Below are 19,623 nucleotides of genomic sequence, written 5' to 3' on the forward strand. Positions count from 1 at the left end.
GGCGCTGGGGGGGGGCCGGGGGGTGGCGCGGGCGCGGCCCCCCCGCCCCCCCGGCCCCCGGCGGGCCGGGGGGGGGGGGGCCCTCCCCGCCCCCCCACCCCACGCCCGCCTGGTCCCCGCCCCCCGGCCGGAGCCGGCCAGGCCCAGCCCGGTCCCGCCCGGTTCGGATCAGGCCGCGCTGTCCGCGAACTTGCGTACGGCCTCGTCGATCTGCTGCTCGCTGACCGGGAATCCGGGGAAGCGGGCCAGGCGCGACAACGGGATCGCGCGGATCATCTGGCCGCTCTCCGGGTCGAAGAGCATCGCGGCGAAGCCCTCGGTGCCGACGGCCTCCCGCAGCCAGGGGCCCGCGGTCGGGTGGGCGAACCACTGTTCGGCGGTGGAGTCGGCCTGGAGCGGCACGGCGAAGGCGTCGCCGCTCAGTTCGACCGTGCCTTCGAGGCGGATGTCGCGCGAGGACGCCCCGACGCGCAGCCCGAAGACGCCGCCCTCGACGATCCAGCGGTTCACGGCCTCGTGCCAGAACGCGAAGGCGCGGCGGCCCAGCGTCAGGGTGACCGGGGTGCTCTCGCCCGGCTCCAGGGTGACCCGGGCGAAGGCGCGCAGCTCCTGCTCGGGGCGGAAGACGGACGCCTCGGGGTCGGCGACGTACAACTGCACGGTCTCGGTGCCCGCGCGGTCGCCGGTGTTGGTGACCGTGACGGTGACGTCGACCTGCGGCTCGGTGCCGTCGGCGCGGACCGCGACCTGGAGGCTGTCGTACCCGAACGTGGTGTACGACAGGCCGTGCCCGAACGGGTAGGCCACGGGCAGGCGGTGCGCGTCGTACCAGCGGTAGCCGATGAGCAGGCCCTCGCCGTACTGCACGCGGCCGAAGTCGCCGGGGAAGTTGCCGATGGTCGGGTTGTCCTCGTACCGCACCGGGACGGTCTCGGCCAGCTTGCCGGACGGCGCGACCGCGCCGAGCAGCAGGTCCGCGACGGCGCTGCCGCCGGCCTGGCCGAGCAGCCAGCTCTCCAGGATCGCCTTGGCGCGGTCCTGCCAGGGGGCGAGCGAGACGACGGAGCCGTTGGACAGCACGACGACGAGGTTCGGGTTGGCGTCCGCGACGGCGTGCAGCAGGGCGACCTGCTGGGCCGGGAGGTCCATGTGGGCGCGGTCGTAGCCCTCGGACTCGTAGGCGGGCGGCAGGCCGAGGAACAGGACCGCGACCTCCGCGCCCGTGGCGGCGGCGACCGCCTCGGCGACGAGTCCGGGGTCGGCGTCCTCGGACTCGATGACGTAGCCCGCCGCGAACGCGACCTCGCGGCGTCCCTCCAGGGCGGTACGCAGCGCGTCGAGGGCGGAGTCGACGCGGGTCGGGTTGACCTGCGACGAGCCGGCGCCCTGGAAGCGCGGGGTACGCGCGAACTCGCCGATCACGGCGACGGTTCCGCCCGCGGACGAGTCGAGCGGGAGCACGCCGCCGTCGTTCTTGAGCAGGACGGCGCTCGCGGCGGCGGCCTCGCGGGCGAGTGCGTGGTGCGCGTCGGCGTCGTAGCCGGCCGGGTCGGCGAGGGCGGGCAGCGCGCGGTCGACGAGCGTGAGGACGCGGGTGACGGCGAGGTCGACGTCGGCCTCGGTGAGCTGTCCGGAGGCGACGGCGTCCAGGATGATGCGCGTGCCGACGCCGCCGGAGGACGGCATCTCCAGGTCGAGGCCGGCCGCGACGGTCTCGGCGCGGCGGCTGACGCCGCCCCAGTCGGAGACGACGAGGCCGCGGAAACCCCAGTCCTCGCGCAGGATTTCGGTGAGGAGCTGACGGTGCTCGGCGACGTACGTGCCGTTGACCCGGTTGTAGGACGACATCACGGTCCACGGGTCCGCCTTGGCGACCACGGTCTCGAACGCCGGGAGATAGATCTCGCGCAGCGTGCGCTCGTCGACCTCGGCGGAGACCGTCATGCGGTCCGTCTCCTGGTTGTTGGCGGCGTAGTGCTTGACCGACACGCCGACACCCTGGCTCTGCACGCCCTGGGTGAACGCCGCGCCCAGCTCGCCGGCCAGCGCGGGGTCCTCGGAGTAGTACTCGAAGTTGCGGCCGCAGAGCGGCGAGCGCTTCATGTTGACGCCCGGGCCGAGGACGACCGCGACCTGCTCGGTGCGGCACTCGCGGCCGATCGCCTCGCCGACCCGGGCGACGAGCGCGGTGTCCCAGCTCGACGCGAGGCCGGCGGCGGGCGGGAAGCAGGTGGCCGGGACGCTGGCGAGCAGGCCGAGGTGGTCGCCGCTCTCGTCCTGCTTGCGCAGGCCGTGCGGACCGTCGGACAGCATGATCGCCGGGATGCCGAGGCGCTCGATCGGCTGGGTGCGCCAGAAGTCGGAGCCGTCCAGGAGCGCGGCCTTCTCCTCGAGGGTGAGTTCGGCGAGGAGCGCCGGGATGTCGAGGTGTGCGGGGACGTCGAGCTGTGCCGGGACGTCAAGCGGTGCGGGGTTGTCGAGCCGTGCGGGGTCGCTGGTCATTTGCGTCGTCTCCGTGGGTGCGGTGGATGGACGGCCCGCCGCCGGAGCGGCCCGCGTCGGCCGTGGCGCCACTATAGGCACAATCCCGACCGCGTGGTAAGTATTCGTGGCAAGAAAACTTATTGCCTGGTAAGTATTGGGTGTGTGGCATTCTGTCGCGAATCCAACCGCGAGGCCGACGCCCCGCGAGGCCGAGGCCGGGAGGAACGGACGTGACCGCCCAGGTGCGGCGCAGCTACGCCAAAGGCCGCGCGAAACGCCGCGAGATCATCGACCAGGCCGTGGCCCTGTTCGGAGAGGTCGGTTACCGCGGCGCCTCGCTCCGCGAGATCGCCGCCCGCTGCGGCATATCCCACCCGGGGCTGATCCACCACTTTCCGACCAAGGAAGCGCTGCTCCTCGCCGTACTGGCGCAGCGGGACGAGGACGACGCCCGGCGCCTCACCGCCGCCGGCGAGGTGGGCGTGGCACGTCTGCGGCGCATGGTCGAGGTCGTCGAGCTCAACACCGGCCGCCGCGCGATCGTCGAGATGTTCACCGCGCTGGCGGCGGAGGCGACCTCCGCGGACCACCCCGCGCACGCGTACTTCGCCGAGCGCTACCGGAACACGATTGCCGGGCTGACGTACGACTACGCGCACGCCCGCAAGGCCGGTCTCCTGCGGCCCGGCATCGACCCGGAGGAAGCCGCGCGCCAGCTCATCGCGCTGATGGACGGATTGCAGGTGCAGTGGCTGATCGACAGCGAGGGGACCGACATGGCCGCGATCGTGCGGGCGCACGTACAGGCGCAGCTCACGGTCGGGGTCTGAGCCCCGCCGTACGCCCGCTTCGGGCGCGCCGGAGCGGTCCGTACGGGTCCGCCGCAAATGCGAACATACGCGCGACGCGCGGACCGAGATCTCCCTGATTCCCCGCGCGGCGCGCTAACCTGCAAGTCAGGGGCCCTGTCCCGGGTCCCGTCGACGCCGTAGCCCCAGGGGAGGGCCCATGTCCGGTGTCACCCCGAGTTCGACGAGCCGCGGCCTGGTCATATGCACCGGGGTCTACCTCGCCCTAGCGTCGCTCTACTCCGCGATCTACAGCCCGCCGGCGTGGATGTGGTTCGGCTGGTCCGTCATGGCCATCGCGACCGTCATCCTCATCGTCACCGACCGCTGACCTTCACCAGCCGCCGATTCCGTCGATTCCGTGGCGCGGCCGTCCGCGAGGCGCGGACCGCCCGCAGGCTTGGGCGTACGCGCGCGCCTGCCTCACAGCACGAGCAGGTCGAACAGCCGGTCGAGCTCCGCCGCCGGGTTCGCGGTCAGCCCCCCGTGCACCGGCCCCGGCTGCACCACCGCGCTGCGCGGCGCCGTCAACCAGCGGAACCGCCGCCCCGGCGGCTCCGCACCCGCGGGCCCGGCCCCCGGCGCCCCCGCGCACACCAGCTCCCACGCCGCCAGCGCGGCGCGCGTCTGCACCGAGTCCGCCGCCGGATCGAGCGCACACAACCGCGGCACGTCCAGGTGCGTACGCGCGCCCAAGAAGCCGAACGCCTGGCTGTAGAGGACAACGCCGGCGTTGATGCACTCGCCGCGGTCCACCCGCGGGATGACGCGGATGAGCGCGTACTCGAAGAACTCGCGCGGCCGCGGCGCCACTTCGGCGGTCAGCGGGGTCGCGCGCGGCGCGGTGGACGGCACGGAGTCCGGCAGGTCGCGCGGCTCGGCGGCCGCCGGAGTCCGCGGGGTCGGCGAGGCGGAGGCAGTCATGAGGCGTCCACCGCCGGGAGCCAGGCGTCGCGCTGCGCGACGCGGGCGAGCAAGTGGTCGACGTACGCCGTGCGCAGCGCCTCGGCCGAGTCGAGCCCGAGCGCGACCTCGGAGTCGTTCGGCACCAGCCACTCGTCCGGCACCAGCCCCGTCACCTCGCTCAGCAACTCCCGCGTGACCAACGGCGCCAGGGCCTTGTCGGCATCGCCGAGGTGCCCGGCGGCCATGGGAGCGAGTACGTGGTCGGACGCGTCGTACGGACGCGTCGCCGCCGCCTTCGCCGCCGACCACGCGTGGTGGAACCACAGCGCGGCCCCGTGGTCGATGAGCCAGAGCCGGTCGTGCCACACGAGCAGGTTCGGGTTCCGCCAGGAGCGGTCGACGTTGCTGGTCAACGCGTCGAGCCACAACACACGCGCCGCGGTCGGGCCGTCCGGCTGCCACGCCACCGGGTCGAAGCCCACCGCCCCGGGCAGGAAGTCCATGCCGAGGTTGAGCCCGCCGGACGCGCGCAGCAGGTCCTGGACCTCCTCGTCCGGCTCGCTGCGGCCGATCACCGGATCGACCTCGACGCGGACCAGGTCGGGCATCGCCAGCCCGAGCCGGCGCGCGAGCTCACCGACGATCACCTCGGCGACCAGGACCTTGGGCCCCTGACCGGCGCCGCGGAACTTGACGACGTACGTGCCGAGATCGTCGGCCTCGACGATGCCCGGCAACGAGCCGCCCTCGCGCAGCGGGGTGACGTACCGGATGGCATGGACCAGGGGAAGCACAAGATCAGCCTAGCGGTGCCCGGGCAGGCGGGCGCACGGCGGCGGCGCGCCCGGCTGTCGCACACCCGGGCCGCAGCGAGGCTGCGCCCCGGGCCGTCCCCTTGGTCGCGCGCCCAGGCTGCGCATTACTCGAACTGCCGGATGATGGTCGGGTCGGTGATCAGGTCGTCCCGGGCCGGCAGCATGGCCTTGCTCAGAATGACCGACAGGGTCCGGTCGCCCTCGCAACGGAGGTACGCCCCGGCGGGAACCGCCTCCCCGCCCACCTTCGAGACGATGCACAGGTACCGGTCGTTCGGGCTCATCAGGACGTTCCCCGACCCGAGATGGATGGCGTACGTCCGCAAGGTGCCGGTGACGCGCAGAAACCTGCCGTCCAGTTCGCAGCGGGAGCCGATGGCGAGGCGGGGCACCAGCCGTGCCGGCAACTCGCGCCGCGTGTCGTCGGCGACGCGGTGCGGGCGCTGAACGGCCGTGCGGGTATGCGGGCCGCCGCCCGCGTCTCGCGGCCGACCGGCCGCCCGGGGGATGCGGCAGGTTCTAGGCTGGTGCCCTACAACTGCACTGCGGATGGCGAGGGTTCGAGGCGCCGCCGCGGGACCGGGGACGGCCGGGGACGGCCAGGGCTGGGGGGACGACGGTCGATGCGCGTGACGATCACCGTGAACGGCGGGGACGGCTCGGACGGCTCGGACGCGGCGGAAGACGTCCGGCACCTGTACCGGTGGCTTCGTGATGCCGACCAACTCCGCTATGACGCGCGTGTCGAACTCGCCTCGGCGGAGGCACCGGACGGGGCGGCGATGGGCCCCGCCCTCGACGTGATCGACATCGTGCTGGCGAGCGGCTTCTCGGCCGCGAGCCTTGCCGCGACGCTGGCCATGTGGCGGAGCAGCCGTCCGCGGGCGGGTTCGGCGACGCTGATGGTGGGGGCGACGACGGTGACCGTGCAGGACGGTTCGCCGGAGACCATCCGGGCGATCGTCGATGCGCTGACGGCGACGCCGAGGTCGGTTCCCGCTCCGACTCGGGTGCCGGCGCGGGCGGATTACCCGGCTATTGGGGCGGTTGCCGCGCCGCCGGCGGATCCCGCGCCGACGGCGGCGCGGCGGCCCGCGGACGGGGCCGCCGAAGGCGACGCCTGATGGCGCCGGGCCTGCACGACCCGCGCGCGTCGCGTGCCGTGCTCATCGGCACCCACACCTACGACCACCTCACCGACCTCCCGGCTGTCGCGCACAACCTGCGCGCACTGCGTACGGCGCTCACCGACCCCCTCGTGTGGGGGCTGCCCGACGCGCACTGCACCGTCGTCGAGCAACCCGGCAGCGCCGACGACGTGCTGGAGACCGTCGCCGAAGCCGCCTCCGCCGCAAGCGACTTGCTGCTCGTGTACGTCGCCGGGCACGGCCTGCTGTCCCCGGTCGACGACGGACTCGACCTCGCGCTCCGCGGCTCGCGGCACGACCAGCGGTTCCGCCGCCTCGGCTACGAGTCGGTACGCGGCGTCCTGCGCGACGCCCGGCACATCCGCGCCAAAGCGGTCGTCCTCGACTGCTGCTTCGCCGGACGCGCGATCGTCGGCGCGATGGGCCCTCCCGTCGAACTCGCCGACATCTCCCAGGTGGAGGGCACGTACCTGCTGGCCGCCGCGTCGGCCACCGAAGCCGCGCTGGCGCCGCCCGGCGAGACGTACACCGCGTTCACCGGCGAACTCCTCGACATCCTCGCCAACGGCATCGCGGGCGCCGACGCGTACCTGGACTTCGCCGTCGTCCACGACCACCTCAGTGCCCGGCTCGCCGCCAAGGGGTGCCCGCGTCCGCAGCAGCGCAACGACGGGCACGGATCGCGAATTGTGCTGGCACGCAACCGCGGTGCCGTGCCGGAGGCCGAGGAGAACGGCGGCCTGCGGGGGCCGCTGCGCGACCTGCTCGTGGCGCAGCAGCGCGCGGCGAGCAAGTTCCCGTACCGGCTGTACGGGGCTCCGTCCAACGCGCTGGCGACGGTGTACGTACGGCAGCAGACACGCGCGTACGTCTCCGAGCGCGACCGCGCCACGGCCGCCGAAACGGACGGGGAGCACAGGCGCGAGTTCGGCCCCGAACATGGCCCGGACGAATCGCACGTACGCCCGGGCAACGGCCCGACCGCCGAACGGCACGTCCGGGCGCCTGGCCCGCGCCCTTCACCCACCCGCTCGACCGCCGCGCGCCCGGCGACCGTCGCCCCGCTGCGCCCGGTGGACGAAGCGCTCGCCCTGCACCGTCACTTGCTCATCCTGGGCGGTCCAGGGCAGGGGAAGTCCACGCTCACCCTCCAGCTTGCGTCGACCCTGGCCGCGGAGTTCCGTGCCGGCGGCGGCGAATGCCTCGTGCCGCTGCGCGTCACAGCCGCCAAACTCGCGGACCTGGACGGGCCCTGGAACACCCGCGTCGAACGCGCCCTCACCGACGAACTCGGCCCGTTCCTCGACGGCGCCCTGCCGCCGGACCTGCCGGCGTTCCTGCCCGCAGAGCACACCCGGCTGCTCATCGTGGACGGACTCGACGAGATCACCAACCCGGAGCAACGGCGGGCCTTCATCGCGATGCTGGGGAGCCGGCTGCAGGACGAGGGCGTACCGTACCGCTTGTTGATCACCAGCCGTCCGCTGCCCCGGGACGAGCTGGAGTTCCTGAACCAACTGGCGCTCGGGACCTACACGTTGGAGCCGTTCAGCCGCGAACAGTTGGCGGAGTTCGCGGGCCGGTGGTTCGGCGGCACGCCGAACGGCCGCCACCGGGCGCAGTCGTTCCTGCACCAGATCGGGCGCGCGGGCGTACGGGAGCTGAGCCGCGTACCGCTGCTGGCCACCATCGCGGCGATCGTGTTCCGCGAGGGAGAGTCGGGGGCGCTGCCGACTAGCCGATTCCGGCTGTACGAGCAGTACTTCGCGTACCTGGACCGCGACCAGACCGCGATGCACCACAAGCAGAAGGCGCGGATCCTCGACGATCTCAAGTACGCCCACGCGGTGCACGTGCAGAGCGTGTCGTACCTGTTCTCGCACCTGCGCGAACTGGTCGAGCACCTGGCCGAGTCCGTCGTCAACGTCCGGGACGCCGACGCCGAACCCCGCGACCTCCTGCGAACAGCCCTGGCCTGGCTCGACGGCCAAGGCTGCCGCCCGACGCGTCTGCAACTGCCGCAGTGGCCGACCCTCGTCGCCACCTTCCTCGGCGCATCCGGCCTGTTCGTGCTGCAAGGCGACCGACTCCGCTTCGTGCACTACACGTTCGCCGAGCACATCGCCGCCGACGTCCGCGCAGCGGGCCTGCCGGTCGAGTTCGACCCGGAGGACGCGGCCTGGAGCACCCTGCTCGACGAAGCGCAGAACGCCGACATGCAGGCATGGGCAGTCGTTGTTCATCACTCGAACATGCACGCGAGCGGCGATGCCATCCTGACCTGGCTGAACGGCGGCGGCACTCAGCACCAGGCCCTGGCGGGCACCTTCCTCGCCAACGGCATCGAGGCGGACGAACGCCACGCCTCGCGCTTCGTGGACCACGTGCTCCACCGTCTGGCGAACCTGCTGCCGCACGAGGAACGCCGACAGATCGTCAGCGACATCGCGGCGATGGTCCAGTATCCGGAGATGCGCACCGCAATCGACCGGTACCTGCGGGAGGGCTACAGGACGTACGACATGCAGATCGCCGTCGCCGAGGCCATCGGCCCCGACGTCCCTCGGATTGTCGAGCCGGTGTTGCACGCCGCCATGCGGGACACGGATGCCGCCGGCAGTCATCGTGCGGCCGCGGCTCGCGAACTCGTCGACCTGGCACCGCACTACTTCGGCGAAGCCGTCCAGGTTCTGCGCGGCATCGTGTCCGCGGAGCGCTCCACTCCCGATGACCGCCGGGTGGCGGCGGCCGCCCTGGGGTCGCTCGATCCTGGGTTCGCGGACGAGGCCGCGGGCGCCCTGCGCGGCATCCTGGCCTCGCAGGCGAGGCTGACTGCCCGCGTCGGCGCGGTTGTGGCACTCGCCGGCCTGGGGCCGAACCACGTCGACGAAGCCGCGGCACAGCTACCAGGGCTCGCGACCGTTCCGGAGGCATCGTGCGAGGACGTCGTGGACATCGCGACGGCCTTTGCCGAACTCGGCGCCGAGCACGCGGTGTCGGCCGCCGAGTTGCTGCGCGCGGCCGCCCACGGCCGCCCCGAATGCGACCGTATGACGGTCGCCGCCGCCCTGCCGCGATGCGGATCGGCGTACCGGGACGAGGCGGCCCGCATGGCACGCGAGACTGCCGCGAGCCCGGACGCCGAGCCGGACGATCGCGAGCAGGCGGCCGCACTGTTGGACCGGCTCGGTCACACCGCCGAGGCGGCGGCGCTGTGCATGGCCATGGCCCGTGAACCGGACAGTTACAGCGGTTCGCGCCGCGCCGCCGCCGCAGTGAGAGCGGCGCAACTCGACGTCGGGTACGCCCCCGAGGCAGCCGAGCTCCTGTGGCAGGCGGCCGTCAACGAGGACGACGCCGAACGGGAGCGGGCCGCCTCCGCCGCGGCACTCGCATCGCTCGGCACGGCGGACCGCGAGCGGGCGGTCGCCTTGCTGCGTGCGGAGATGACCTCCCCGGAGGCCACCGCCGATGCCCGCATCGCCTTTGCGACAGCGCTGGGGAAGCTGAGCCCCGCATACACCGCCGAGGCAACGCGGGCACTCCTCGACCTGAGGTCGGTGGTCCCTGCGCTGCGGTCCGAGTCCCTGGCGGCGGCACTTGCGGATTTGGGGGCCCAGAACACCGAATCGGCCGCCGCACTGCTGCGTACGGTCATCGGCCACCCTGACGCCCACGCCAGGGACAGGGCGTCGTGTGCGAGCGCACTCGCCGAGCTCGCGTCCGCTTACCTCGGCGAAGCGGCGGTCGCGCTGCGAGAGAACGCCCGCGCACCCGACTCGGATGGATATGCGCGCGTGGACAGCGCCGTCAGACTCGCCGGCCTGGCGCCCCGCCATACTGCGGAGGCCGCCGCGATGTTGGCGGCGATGGTGTCCGACGACGGCCACAGTGTCTGGGTACAGAAGGTGGCGGCCGAGGAACTGTCCGAACTCGATTCCCCGTTGGCCGAGTTGGGAGTCGCTCGCCTCCTAGGGGTGCTCGACCAACCTCACACGCGAGCCCACGCGATGGTCTCGACCGCGCGGGCGGTCGCCCGCTTGGCTCCGCAACACGCGGCTGCCGCGTCAGACAAACTCCGTGAGCGTATAGGGGCTCCCGACACCCCGATCGAGGACATAGCCGTCCTCGGCCGCCGCCTGGCCCAACTCGAACCGGAGGACACGGAACGGTTCGCCGAGTTCCTACGCGGCGTTGTTCGCGAGGGTGAGACGACGCCGTACGCGCGGCGCTGCGCGGTGCAGTCGCTCGGCGGACTCGGGCTCGCATTCCACGATGAAGCCGTCGCGCTGGGCGATGTTGTGGCATCGGCCGCCGACGTGCCCAACGAGTACCGCTGGATGGTCGTCGCGGATCGTTCCGAATGGGGACCGAGATACCGTCACCAGGCGCTGCAAGTCTTTCGGGCCGCGCGCTCCGACCGCACCCTCTCCCGGCGTGAACGGTTCGAACTCGCGCGGAAGTTCCGGGATCTGGGGGCCGCGGGGCAGGCGGACGCGACGGCTGTGATGTTCGAGGTGTTCACCGACGCGGACTCCCCTCGCTGGCTGCGCCACCTGGCCGCTCGCGAGGTCGGCACAACCCACCGGGGGCGGGCGCGTGAAGTCGTCGAGCTGCTGCGCCGGGCGACCGCGGACGCGGAACGCCCGGTCCTGGCACGGGTACAGGCGATCGAGGTTCTGGCGTTCGTGGATCCCGACGCCGGAGCACAAGCGGCGGAACTGCTGCCGGAACTGCTGGAGTCCACGTCGGACGCGGCTGCACGCATCGACATCGTCCAGGCCTGGGACGCTTCCGGCCGTCGCTTCGGTCGAGCGGCGGCCGAAACCGTGCGCGCGGTCCTGGCCGACGCAACAGCCGATCCTGCCGAGCAACTCCGTGCCGCATCCGTGCTGTTGTGGATCGGCCCGCAGCACCAGGAGGAGGCGGCAACGGCTTTCCGCGGCATCGTCACCTCGACGCATGCCTCGCTCGACGTGCGCACCATGGCCGCCTACCGGCTCGCCGACATCGCCCCTAGGTACGAGGGCGAAGGTCTGACGCTGCTGCTCGGACTCGGCGACGAGGCGGGAACCGCCCAGGCCGCCGTACTCGTCGCCGGCCGTCTCGAATTCCTCGGCGGGGCGCACGGGCCCGCAGCGACCACCCTGTTCCGCCGCGTCGCGCGGGACGTTGCGGCGCCCGCGTACCTCAGGGGCCTGGCCGCCGGCCGCCTGGCGTACCACGGGCGGGTGAACCGGCGCGAGGCCAAGACGATCCTGCGCGGGATCGTCGCGGCCCCGGACACCCCGCGCCGCACCCGCCGGAGGGCGGCTGTGGACCTCGGTCAGCTCGGAGCCTCCTGCGCCGCCGAAGCCGCGGATGTCCTGTTCGGGATGGCCGCGGCCAGTCCGGCCGGTTCGGTCGCCCGCCGCGCCGCGCTGCGGTCGGCGGCACTCATCGGGCACGCGTACGCGAGCAAGGCATTGGCCGAACTCGACGCCCTGGGGGCGCAATCGCCCTCCTACTGCCACCGGCCGGCGCCGGGGACGGGCCGGGGGAGCGGGGGCGGCGCCGTGGTGGCCACGTGAGCCGGGCGGTTGAGGAGAGCAATCGCAATCTGTTGCGTGCACGGGACGCGATGGATCGCTGCTACGCGCAGCCACTCGACGTCCCGGCGCTCGCCCGGATCGCGCACGTCTCTCCGGCGCACTTCAGCCGGACCTTCCGCGCCGCGTTCGGTGAGACACCGCACCGCTACCTGCAACGCCGCCGCGTCGAGCGGGCGATGTTCCTGCTGCGCGAGACCGACCACCCGGTGACCGAGATCTGCCACGCCGTGGGCTTCGGGAGCCTGGGAACGTTCAGCCGGACCTTCCGCGACATCGTCGGTCGGTCGCCGCGCGCGTACCGGCGGGAGGCGGGTGGGGGCGCGAGCCGGAGCCAGGGGGCCGCGTATGTGTCCACCTGCTTCACGATGGCCTGGACGCGGCCGCGGAGTTGAGCAGTTTCGGAGAAGTTTCCGGCGGACCCGGCAACTAGATTCGTACGCATGTTCACTTCGATCACGCACTCGCAGATCTACGTCCTCGACCAGGACCAGGCCCTGGACTTCTACGTCGGGAAGCTCGACCTGGAAGTCGTCGCCGATGTCGACCTCGGCTTCATGCGCTGGCTGACGATCGGCGTCCCGGGTCATCCGGACCGGCAGATCCTGCTGGAGAAACCGGGGCCGCCCGCGATGTCCGAGGAAACGGCCGAGCAGGTACGCGAGTTGCTCACGAAGGGCGCGCTGGGCGGCCATCTCATCTTCAGCACCGACGACTGCCGGAAGACGTACGAAACGCTGCTGGCCCGCGGCGTCGAGTTCACCGAGGGCCCCACCGAGCAGACGTACGGCATCGACTGCGGCCTCCGCGACCCCTTCGGCAACAACATCCGCTTCAACCAGGCGAAGGCGTAGCCGCCAAACGTACGCTCGCGGCCCGCGACGTGGCTACAGCGCCCAGGCCCACCACTTGCCCTCGCGCGCCACGGCGCACCGGCCCGCAGTGGTTTCGACGGTCCAGGCTCTGCGGGACAGGCGGGTTCCGCCGCCTCTGACGCGGCGGATCGTCCCTACCTGCGCACCGCTCGCTTCGCGGATTCGGTAGACGGCCGAGCGTCCGCGGACCTCCTCGGTCGTCACCGTGGCGACCGGGAGGGTGCGGTCCGGATCGCCGTACAGCGTCCAGGAACGTTCGCCTGCCCCGCGTACGTGCCCGGCCGTGGAGGCACCTTCGGCGATGTGGTCGTACGTGGCGTGCAGCACCGGCCGGTCGTCCGCGCCCTGACGTACTCGGACCGAGGCATGGTGCACCCACCTGGCACCCACCTGCCCCGCCTGTCCCGATGTCACGTACAGCGAAACCGGCACACCCAAGCTCCCGCGCATTGGCCCCCCAAGCGGATTCGTCCGACTCCCCCGAGCCGGCCCGCCAAGCCTAGGCCGGGCCGCGTGCTGCCACGTCGGAAGGTGCGGCGGGGTGCTTGGGGGGCTGACGGCGACTGCCGGACTCTCTCTCGCGCAGGGCGACTTGGACGTGGTGTGCGCCCGGCGGATTCCTCGTCCCATCCGACCGAGATTCAGCAAGCGGGTGATTGAATCTCTGGCCGCTGTGCCCCTCGGAACCCCCCTGAGGGAATTTGAGGGACCAGCGGCACAGCGGCACAGCGGCGCAGCGGCCGCGCCGGGGTGTCTCGTCAGGCCGGCGTCAGCCGACGGCCAGCATGACCGGGAGGATTCGCCGGACGTTCCCGGCAAGGTCGTCGGCGGCGTCCGGGTCGCCGGTCAGGTGGCGCAGCAGGGCGTGCTGGAAGACCCCGTCGTACATCGCGTACGCGGTGGCGGTCGGGAACGCCGCCGGACGGCCGGAGAGTTCGGCGTACTGGTCGACGATCCGGGCGATCATGCGCTCCAGGCTGCGGTCGATGTCCTGGACGTCGTCGCGGAAGGACTCCTCGAACAGGCTCTGGTTGCGCAGGTCGTACCAGAGCCGGTGCAGCGTGGCGTCGTCGCGCAGGGTGGCGGCCATCGCGTCGCCGAAACCGCGCGCCAGGCCGTCGGGGGTCTCCGCGGCCGAGACGCCCTCGTCGTACCGCTTGACGCACTCGACCTTGTACTGCCGGACGCAGTGCGTGATCAGGTCCACCTTGTCGCGGAAGTAGTAGTGCAGGACGCCGTGCGAGAACTCGGAGTTCTGCGCGATGTCGCGCAAGCTCGTGCGCGCGTACCCCAGTTCGGCCAGCGTGCGCAGCGCGGACTCGGCGAGTTGACGTCGCCGGGCCTCGAACTTGTCGACCTGGCGGCGGGAGATCCTGTCCCGGCCCCGGTCCGCAACCTGGGTCATAGCGCGTCTTCCCGTCGGCCGCCGCGGCTCCGGACCTCCCGCGCTCCACCGTCGGCAAGGTCCTCAAGCCGGCCATCCGGCAGCGGCTGCTGTCCTGACCGCCCGAGCCGCGGACGACCTTCAGTACCTGCACATGATCGTGCGCGGGCGACCGCCGAGACGTCGGCCGAGCTCGGCGACGAAGTCGTCCCTCAGTTCGGGCCAGTTCTCGAACGCGACCGCCAGTTCGGCGACGTACGCGCCGAACTCCCATTCCCAGTCGCCCAGCAGCGCGCCGGCTCCGCAGTCTCCGCAGGTGGCCGAGGGCTCGGCGTCCTGCCGCCAGGCGTGCAGCAGCTCGTGGAACCGCTCGAGGTCCAGGGGACTGCCGCACCCGGGGCACGGCGGCGGTTCGAACAACTCGTACGCGGTGTAGGCGTCACGCGTGCACAGGATGTCCGCCTCGTAGCGGCCGTTCAACCACTCGTCGGTGATCCGCCCCTCCGCGGTCGGACCGGCGAGGAACTCGCCGGAATCGCGCGGGCGTACGTGGCTCGGGTTGCGGACGAACAGCCCTTCGCCGGTCAGCCACTGCTCGATCTCCGCGCGGCGGGCGCGCGCCTCGTCGGCGGACAGGTCGAGGGCAAGGACGTACACGATGGTGTCACTCACCCCTCGGATCGTAGGCGCCGCCGACGGCCGCGGAAGCGACGCACCGGGCGCGCACCCGGAAACCGGAGGCGGAGCCGCGGTACCGCGCGGGATGCTCGCGGGCATGACCAGGACGCCGCCGGACCGCCCCCGCACGCTGGTGCTCGCCCCGCGCAGCACGGAGACCGACCGGCGGCTGGGACCGGCCGCGTACCGCAAGGGGCTTCGCGTCGAGCGGTCGCACGACTGGGCTGTTCCCGACGGCGTGCCGCGCGGCGAGGCCTACGTCTACGCCGGGCCGCTCTTCGCGGACGCGGTCGCCCGGGAGTTGGGTGTGGGCCCGCTCGAACCCGCCGACGACTGGCTCGCCCGGCTGCCCCGCGGGCTGACCGGGCGCCGGGTCGAGGCGATGCCGCTGGGGCGGGCCCGCGCACTCCGCGGGCCGCGGTTCGTGAAGCCGCCTGCGGACAAGACCTTCCCGGCGCGGGTGTACGGCGACGGCTCCGAACTGCCCGGGCCCGATGTGGCGGATCAGGACGCGGTCGTACTGGTGTCCGAAGTGGTGCGCTTTCGTACGGAGTTCCGGATGTTCCTGCTGGACGGACGCGTCCGCGCCGCGTCGCGGTACGCCGTCGACGGGGACCTCGCGGTCACTCCGTTGGACGGGTGCGCGGAGGGGGCGGACGCCGAGGCGTTCGCGGCCGAGGTCGCCGCGGACCCGACCCCGGGCCGGCCGAGCGCGGTCGTCGTCGACATCGGGCACACGGACGCGGGGGAGTGGGCCGTCGTCGAGGCGAACGCGGCGTGGGCGTCGGGCGGCTACGCCTGCGACGACGACGGCGTATTGGAGGTGGTGATGCGAGCCGGGGGACCGTTGGCGGAGGTGCGCGCGTCCGATCGGGTGTTCGTACGCGCCGCACCGGAAGTTGTGCGATGAAAAGCCGAGGAACCAGGACAAAAGCCGCCGCCTCCGAGAAAATCCGCATGACTTGCGGGCATCCGGGTAGACACGCGAACCATACCGGCGCCCGATCCGGGCGCCGGTCCGTGCTGCGTGGAGGTATCGCATGCTGATGGCGCATCCGGCGGTTCTGGCGGACCTGGTCGAGCAGTACGAGGCACTCAGCCTCCTCCACGCCGAGCAGGGCACCCCGGAGGCGAGGCGCCGCATGGAGGACGTCGCCTACACGCTGTGCGTCTCCACCGGAACGCGGGACGTCCACGCGGCACTCATCGCCGCGAAGCTCCGCCTCCCCGGGGCGAGGCCCGAGGACGACTCGCTCGTCGAGGCCTGATCTCCGGGACCCTTCGCGGCTGTTCCACCGGGCGTGCCCCCGCGGCACGCCCCTTTGCCGCGCCCCTTCGGGCCTTGCTTCGTCGGCCCACCTGGCCGACCCGCCGTCGGCCCACCTGGCCGACCTGCCCGTGCCGGCAGCCGCGCCGGTTCGTCATCGATCGCGCGTGGCCGGGTAGCCGTGATGCGCAGGTGCAGGCAAAAGGCCTGCGGATCCGACGCGGCTGGTGGTGAGCGGACGTGGTGCCGGGAAGCGGCCGAGGAGTGAGTCCGCGCGCGTTTCCGCGTGCCGAGCGGCGCAACGCTCGGCACGCGGAAACACGCGCCGAGGCAGGGGCAGGGACGCGGTCGGGCGGGGGCACTCGAACCCGGACCGGGACCCGGGCCGCGCCCGGGCGTACCGGGCCGGGGGCCCGTACCGTGGCGGCGCTCACGGCCGTCGGCTGCGCGGTGTTCGCGGTCCTGGCGGTCCTCGTCGAGTCGGCGTGGGCACCGCTGGAGCGCCTGGACGCGGACGTCGCCAAGACGTCCGACCGCTGGGTGCGCGCGGATCCCGTCCGCGAGGACGTCCTGCGGATCCTCAGCGACTGGGTGTGGGACCCGTTCGCCTTCCGCGGCGTCGCGCTGGTGCTCTGCGCATGGCTGTGGTGGCGCCGCGCCGCCCGCCGCCACGTGCTGTGGGCGGCGGTCGCACTGGTGGCGGCCGTCGGGATCAGCGGCCTGTGCAAGGTCGCGTTCGACCGGCCGCGACCGCAGGGCATGACGGTGACCGGACCTGGTGGTTCCTTCCCGTCCGGACACGTCATGACCGCGACCGTCGGCGCCGGAGTGGTGGTGCTGCTCCTGCTCCCGTACCTGTCGAGCCGGGTGCGTCCCTGGGTGTACGCGCTGGCGGCCCTGTCGGTGGTCGGCGTCGGCATCACACGCGTCGTCCTCGGCGCGCACTACCTCTCGGACGTCGTTGCCGGATGGTTCCTCGGCGCGGCCATCCTGGCCGCATCCGTCGCCGTCTTCGCGTGGCGCGGAGCCGACCCGCTGGTGCCGCCCGAACGCCGGTGAACCGAACGGCCGCCCGGGGCGTCCCGGGCGCGCGCGGCACACCGCGTCGGGCCGCCCACACTGGGGGTGTGGGCGGCCCGACAGCCGAGCACGTGACGCGAATCGGCCGGTGCTGCCCGCGGCAGCCCCCGCGCAGCCACCGGCCACCCGCGACCAGCCCGCGCTCAGCCCCCGTTCAGCCCGCCGGGACCGGTTCCGCCGCCGGCACCGGCAGCGGGGCCACCGTGACGGGGATGCCGTTGACCGCGGCGTTGCCGGAGATGGCGTCCACGAACGCGCCGGGCGCCAGGACGTTGGAGTTGACCCCCGCGTGGGCGCGGGCCGTGGCCATGCGCGTACCGGGCTCGTCGTGGCCCCATCCGTGCGGCATGGAGACCACGCCCGGCATCATCTCGTCGGTGACCTGCACGGCGACGTTGATCGTGCCCTCGGGCGAGGCGACTTCGGCGTCCTGGCCGTCGGCCAGCCCGGCACGCGCGGCGTCGTCCGGGTGCATGAGCAGCGTGCACCGATTGGTGCCGCCGACCAGCGCCGGGACGTTGTGCAGCCACGAGTTCTTCGACCGCAGGTGGCGCCGGCTGACCAGCAGCAGCGACGACGGGTCGGCGGCACGTTCGACATGGGCGCGCAGCCGGGGCAGGTCGGCGGTGATGTAGTCGGGCGCGAGCTGCACGCTCTCGAACCCGGCCGCCGCCAGCACCTCGGCGATGCGCGGTTCCATCGGCCCCAGCTCCAGGCCGTTCGGGGCGTCCTTGAAGTTCTGGAGGGTCAGGCCGTCCTCGACCCGCCCGTAGCGGTCGCCCCACGGGCCCGTACGCACCGACAGGTCCGCGATGCGCTCCGGCCCGCCGCGCTCATAGTGCGGCAGCACCTCGTCGGGGTCGAGGCCGCAGATGCGCACGAGCGTGGAGAACCACATGTCGTCGAGCGCCGCGACGTCCACCTCGTCGGCTTTCTGGCCCGCGAGTATCGCCGCCAGCCGCAGCACGATCTCCCACTCCGCCGGGCGGTCGGGGTCGGCCGGCAGCACCGGCTCGGACCACTTCCCGGCACTGCCGACGGCGAAGTTCCACATCAGGTCGTCGAAGTGCGGCACCTGCAGCGGCCCGGGGCCGGGCAGGATCACGTGCGCGTGCCGGGTGGTCTCGTTGATCCAGTTGTCGATGCTGACCATCGCGTCGAGCTTCGGCAGCGCCTCGCGCAACCGCGCCGCGCCCGGCGCACTGACCGCCGGGTTGCCCGCGATGGTCACCAGCGCCCGGATGCGGCCCTCGCCCTCGGTGTCGATCTCCTCCGCGAGGCACGACGCCGGGACCTGGCCGAGGACTTCGGGGGCACCGCGCACGCGCGAGTGCCAGCGCCCGAACGGCGCGCCCTCGGCCGACTTGCTGTGCTGGGTCAGCGTCGCCACCGACCAGTTCATCGGCTTGGGGAACATCAGGCCGCCGGGCGTGTCGAAGTGCCCGGTGAGGATGTTGACGACATCGACGAGCCAGCTCGCGAGGGTGCCGAACTCCTGGTTGCACAGGCCGATGCGGCCGTACACGACGGCGGAGCGGGCGGCGGCCAGCTCGCGGGCGAGCTGCCGGATGCGGTCGGCGGGCACGCGGGTGGCGTCCTCGACGGACTCGGGCGCCCAGTCGCGCGCGAGGTCGCGAAGCGTGTCGATGCCCGCGATGTGCGCGGCGGCGGGACCGAGGTCGACCAGGCCGTCCTCGAACAGCACGTGCACGACGGCCATCAGCAGGGCGGCGTCCGTGCCCGGCACGATGGGCAGCCATTCGTCCGCCGCGTCCGCGGTTCCGGTGCGCCGCGGGTCGACCACGACGACGCGGCCGCCGCCGCGCCGGATGCGCTTGATCTCGCCCATGATGTCCGGGCACGCCAGCAGCGACCCCTGGGAGGCCTGCGGGTTGGCGCCCATGACGACGAACAGGTCGTCGGTGCGCCGCAGATCGGGCACCGGGATGGTCCACATGCCGCCGTACATCAGCAGGGCCGAGACGTTCTTGGGCCACTGGTCGACGGTGCCGGACGAGTAGATGTGGTGGATGCCGGCCATGCCGACCAGCACGCCCGCGTACCGGGCGAGGGCCATGTTGTGGGCGAGCGGGTTGCCGAGGAAAGCGGTGAGCACCTGCGGGCCGTACGCGTCCAGCACCGGCCTCATGACGCGCTCGCACTCGGCGAACGCCTCGTCCCAGGTGACCTCGCGCCAGGTGTCCCCGTCGCGGACCACGGGCGCGCGGAGCCGGTCGGGGTCCTCCTGGAGGGCGCCGAGCGTCGTGCCCTTGGGGCAGATGTGGCCCTTGCTCCACACGTCGTCGCGGTTCGGCCGGATCTTGTGCACGCGGCCGTCGCGTACGTGGACCTCAAGGCCGCACATGGCCTCGCACAGGTGGCATGTGCGGCGGTGCACCGTGGTGGCGCCTTCCGCGGCGCCTTCGCCGGTGCTTTCTGTGGCGCTTTCTGTCGCGCCTTCGGTGGCGCCTTGTACGGTGCCTGTCGCGGGGCCGGTCGTGCGTGCCGTGCCGTCGCCGTCGGTCTGCTGTGCCGTGCTCATCCGGACCG

The 19,623-nt window shown here is 72.8% G+C and carries 17 protein-coding genes; 9 read left to right on the forward strand and 8 right to left on the reverse strand.

Annotated features, from left to right (window positions below):
- Nucleotides 1-168: 168 nt before the first annotated feature.
- On the reverse strand, nt 169-2,502 hold the full coding sequence (locus tag ACWD12_RS35190) for a glycoside hydrolase family 3 C-terminal domain-containing protein (protein ID WP_450103004.1): 2,334 nt from the start codon (nt 2,500-2,502) through the stop codon (nt 169-171).
- A 212-nt stretch (nt 2,503-2,714) separates the two neighbouring features.
- Here ACWD12_RS35190 and ACWD12_RS35195 point away from each other — a divergent pair, with 212 nt between their 5' ends.
- Nucleotides 2,715-3,314, forward strand: a complete 600-nt coding sequence (locus ACWD12_RS35195; RefSeq protein WP_358355733.1) for a TetR/AcrR family transcriptional regulator — start codon at nt 2,715-2,717, stop codon at nt 3,312-3,314.
- Nucleotides 3,315-3,492: 178 nt separating this feature from the next.
- Nucleotides 3,493-3,663 carry a hypothetical protein gene (locus ACWD12_RS35200; RefSeq protein ID WP_358355731.1) on the forward strand — a complete coding sequence of 57 codons (171 nt, stop codon included), beginning with the start codon at nt 3,493-3,495 and terminating at the stop codon, nt 3,661-3,663.
- 92 nt (nt 3,664-3,755) lie between these two features.
- On the opposite strand, the gene ACWD12_RS35205 is transcribed toward ACWD12_RS35200, so the two are convergent.
- The 3 genes from ACWD12_RS35205 to ACWD12_RS35215 all read right to left on the reverse strand — a co-directional run bounded on the left by ACWD12_RS35205 (nt 3,756) and on the right by ACWD12_RS35215 (nt 5,460).
- On the reverse strand, nt 3,756-4,157 hold the full coding sequence (locus ACWD12_RS35205) for a DUF3037 domain-containing protein (RefSeq protein ID WP_358355786.1): 402 nt from the start codon (nt 4,155-4,157) through the stop codon (nt 3,756-3,758).
- Nucleotides 4,158-4,252: 95 nt separating this feature from the next.
- Complete coding sequence (locus ACWD12_RS35210; RefSeq protein ID WP_450103005.1) at nt 4,253-5,032, reverse strand: HipA family kinase; 780 nt, start codon at nt 5,030-5,032, stop codon at nt 4,253-4,255.
- A 125-nt stretch (nt 5,033-5,157) separates the two neighbouring features.
- Nucleotides 5,158-5,460 carry a DUF7737 domain-containing protein gene (locus ACWD12_RS35215; protein ID WP_450103006.1) on the reverse strand — a complete coding sequence of 101 codons (303 nt, stop codon included), beginning with the start codon at nt 5,458-5,460 and terminating at the stop codon, nt 5,158-5,160.
- A gap of 222 nt (nt 5,461-5,682) precedes the next feature.
- Here ACWD12_RS35215 and ACWD12_RS35220 point away from each other — a divergent pair, with 222 nt between their 5' ends.
- Genes ACWD12_RS35220 through ACWD12_RS35235 form a run of 4 tightly spaced genes read left to right on the forward strand, consistent with a single transcriptional unit; the run spans nt 5,683 to nt 12,643 of the window.
- Complete coding sequence (locus ACWD12_RS35220; RefSeq protein WP_450103007.1) at nt 5,683-6,177, forward strand: effector-associated constant component EACC1; 495 nt, start codon at nt 5,683-5,685, stop codon at nt 6,175-6,177.
- Nucleotides 6,177-11,771 carry a caspase, EACC1-associated type gene (locus ACWD12_RS35225; RefSeq protein WP_450103008.1) on the forward strand — a complete coding sequence of 1,865 codons (5,595 nt, stop codon included), beginning with the start codon at nt 6,177-6,179 and terminating at the stop codon, nt 11,769-11,771. The genes ACWD12_RS35220 and ACWD12_RS35225 overlap by 1 nt, the downstream gene beginning before the upstream one ends.
- Nucleotides 11,768-12,184, forward strand: coding sequence for a helix-turn-helix domain-containing protein (locus ACWD12_RS35230; protein WP_450103009.1), 417 nt, complete (start codon nt 11,768-11,770; stop codon nt 12,182-12,184). Before ACWD12_RS35225 ends, ACWD12_RS35230 begins: the two co-directional genes overlap by 4 nt.
- Before the next feature lie 48 nt (nt 12,185-12,232).
- Nucleotides 12,233-12,643, forward strand: coding sequence for a VOC family protein (locus ACWD12_RS35235; RefSeq protein WP_358355722.1), 411 nt, complete (start codon nt 12,233-12,235; stop codon nt 12,641-12,643).
- Between the two features lie 33 nt (nt 12,644-12,676).
- Here the strand turns inward: ACWD12_RS35235 and ACWD12_RS35240 are convergent, their stop codons facing one another.
- The 3 genes from ACWD12_RS35240 to ACWD12_RS35250 form a co-directional block, all read right to left on the reverse strand.
- Nucleotides 12,677-13,096 (reverse strand): hypothetical protein, encoded by a 420-nt coding sequence (locus tag ACWD12_RS35240; protein ID WP_450103010.1) that lies wholly within the window; start codon nt 13,094-13,096, stop codon nt 12,677-12,679.
- 337 nt (nt 13,097-13,433) lie between these two features.
- Nucleotides 13,434-14,069, reverse strand: a complete 636-nt coding sequence (locus ACWD12_RS35245; RefSeq protein WP_450103011.1) for a TetR/AcrR family transcriptional regulator — start codon at nt 14,067-14,069, stop codon at nt 13,434-13,436.
- 120 nt (nt 14,070-14,189) lie between these two features.
- Complete coding sequence (locus ACWD12_RS35250) at nt 14,190-14,720, reverse strand: hypothetical protein (RefSeq protein WP_450103012.1); 531 nt, start codon at nt 14,718-14,720, stop codon at nt 14,190-14,192.
- A gap of 103 nt (nt 14,721-14,823) precedes the next feature.
- Between ACWD12_RS35250 and ACWD12_RS35255 the strand changes: the two genes are divergently transcribed.
- The 3 genes from ACWD12_RS35255 (at nt 14,824) to ACWD12_RS35265 (ending at nt 17,052) form a co-directional block, all read left to right on the forward strand.
- The gene (locus ACWD12_RS35255) at nt 14,824-15,636 is read left to right on the forward strand and encodes an ATP-grasp domain-containing protein (RefSeq protein ID WP_450103013.1); all 813 of its coding nucleotides are present in this window, start codon (nt 14,824-14,826) and stop codon (nt 15,634-15,636) included.
- Between the two features lie 130 nt (nt 15,637-15,766).
- Entirely contained in the window at nt 15,767-15,994 is a 228-nt protein-coding gene (locus ACWD12_RS35260; RefSeq protein WP_358355711.1) for a DUF5133 domain-containing protein, read from the forward strand.
- Between the two features lie 419 nt (nt 15,995-16,413).
- Nucleotides 16,414-17,052, forward strand: coding sequence for a phosphatase PAP2 family protein (locus ACWD12_RS35265; protein ID WP_450103014.1), 639 nt, complete (start codon nt 16,414-16,416; stop codon nt 17,050-17,052).
- 175 nt (nt 17,053-17,227) lie between these two features.
- Here the strand turns inward: ACWD12_RS35265 and ACWD12_RS35270 are convergent, their stop codons facing one another.
- Nucleotides 17,228-19,615 carry a molybdopterin-dependent oxidoreductase gene (locus tag ACWD12_RS35270; RefSeq protein WP_450103015.1) on the reverse strand — a complete coding sequence of 796 codons (2,388 nt, stop codon included), beginning with the start codon at nt 19,613-19,615 and terminating at the stop codon, nt 17,228-17,230.
- Between the last annotated feature and the right edge of the window lie 8 nt (nt 19,616-19,623).

Source organism: Streptodolium elevatio (assembly GCF_053592165.1).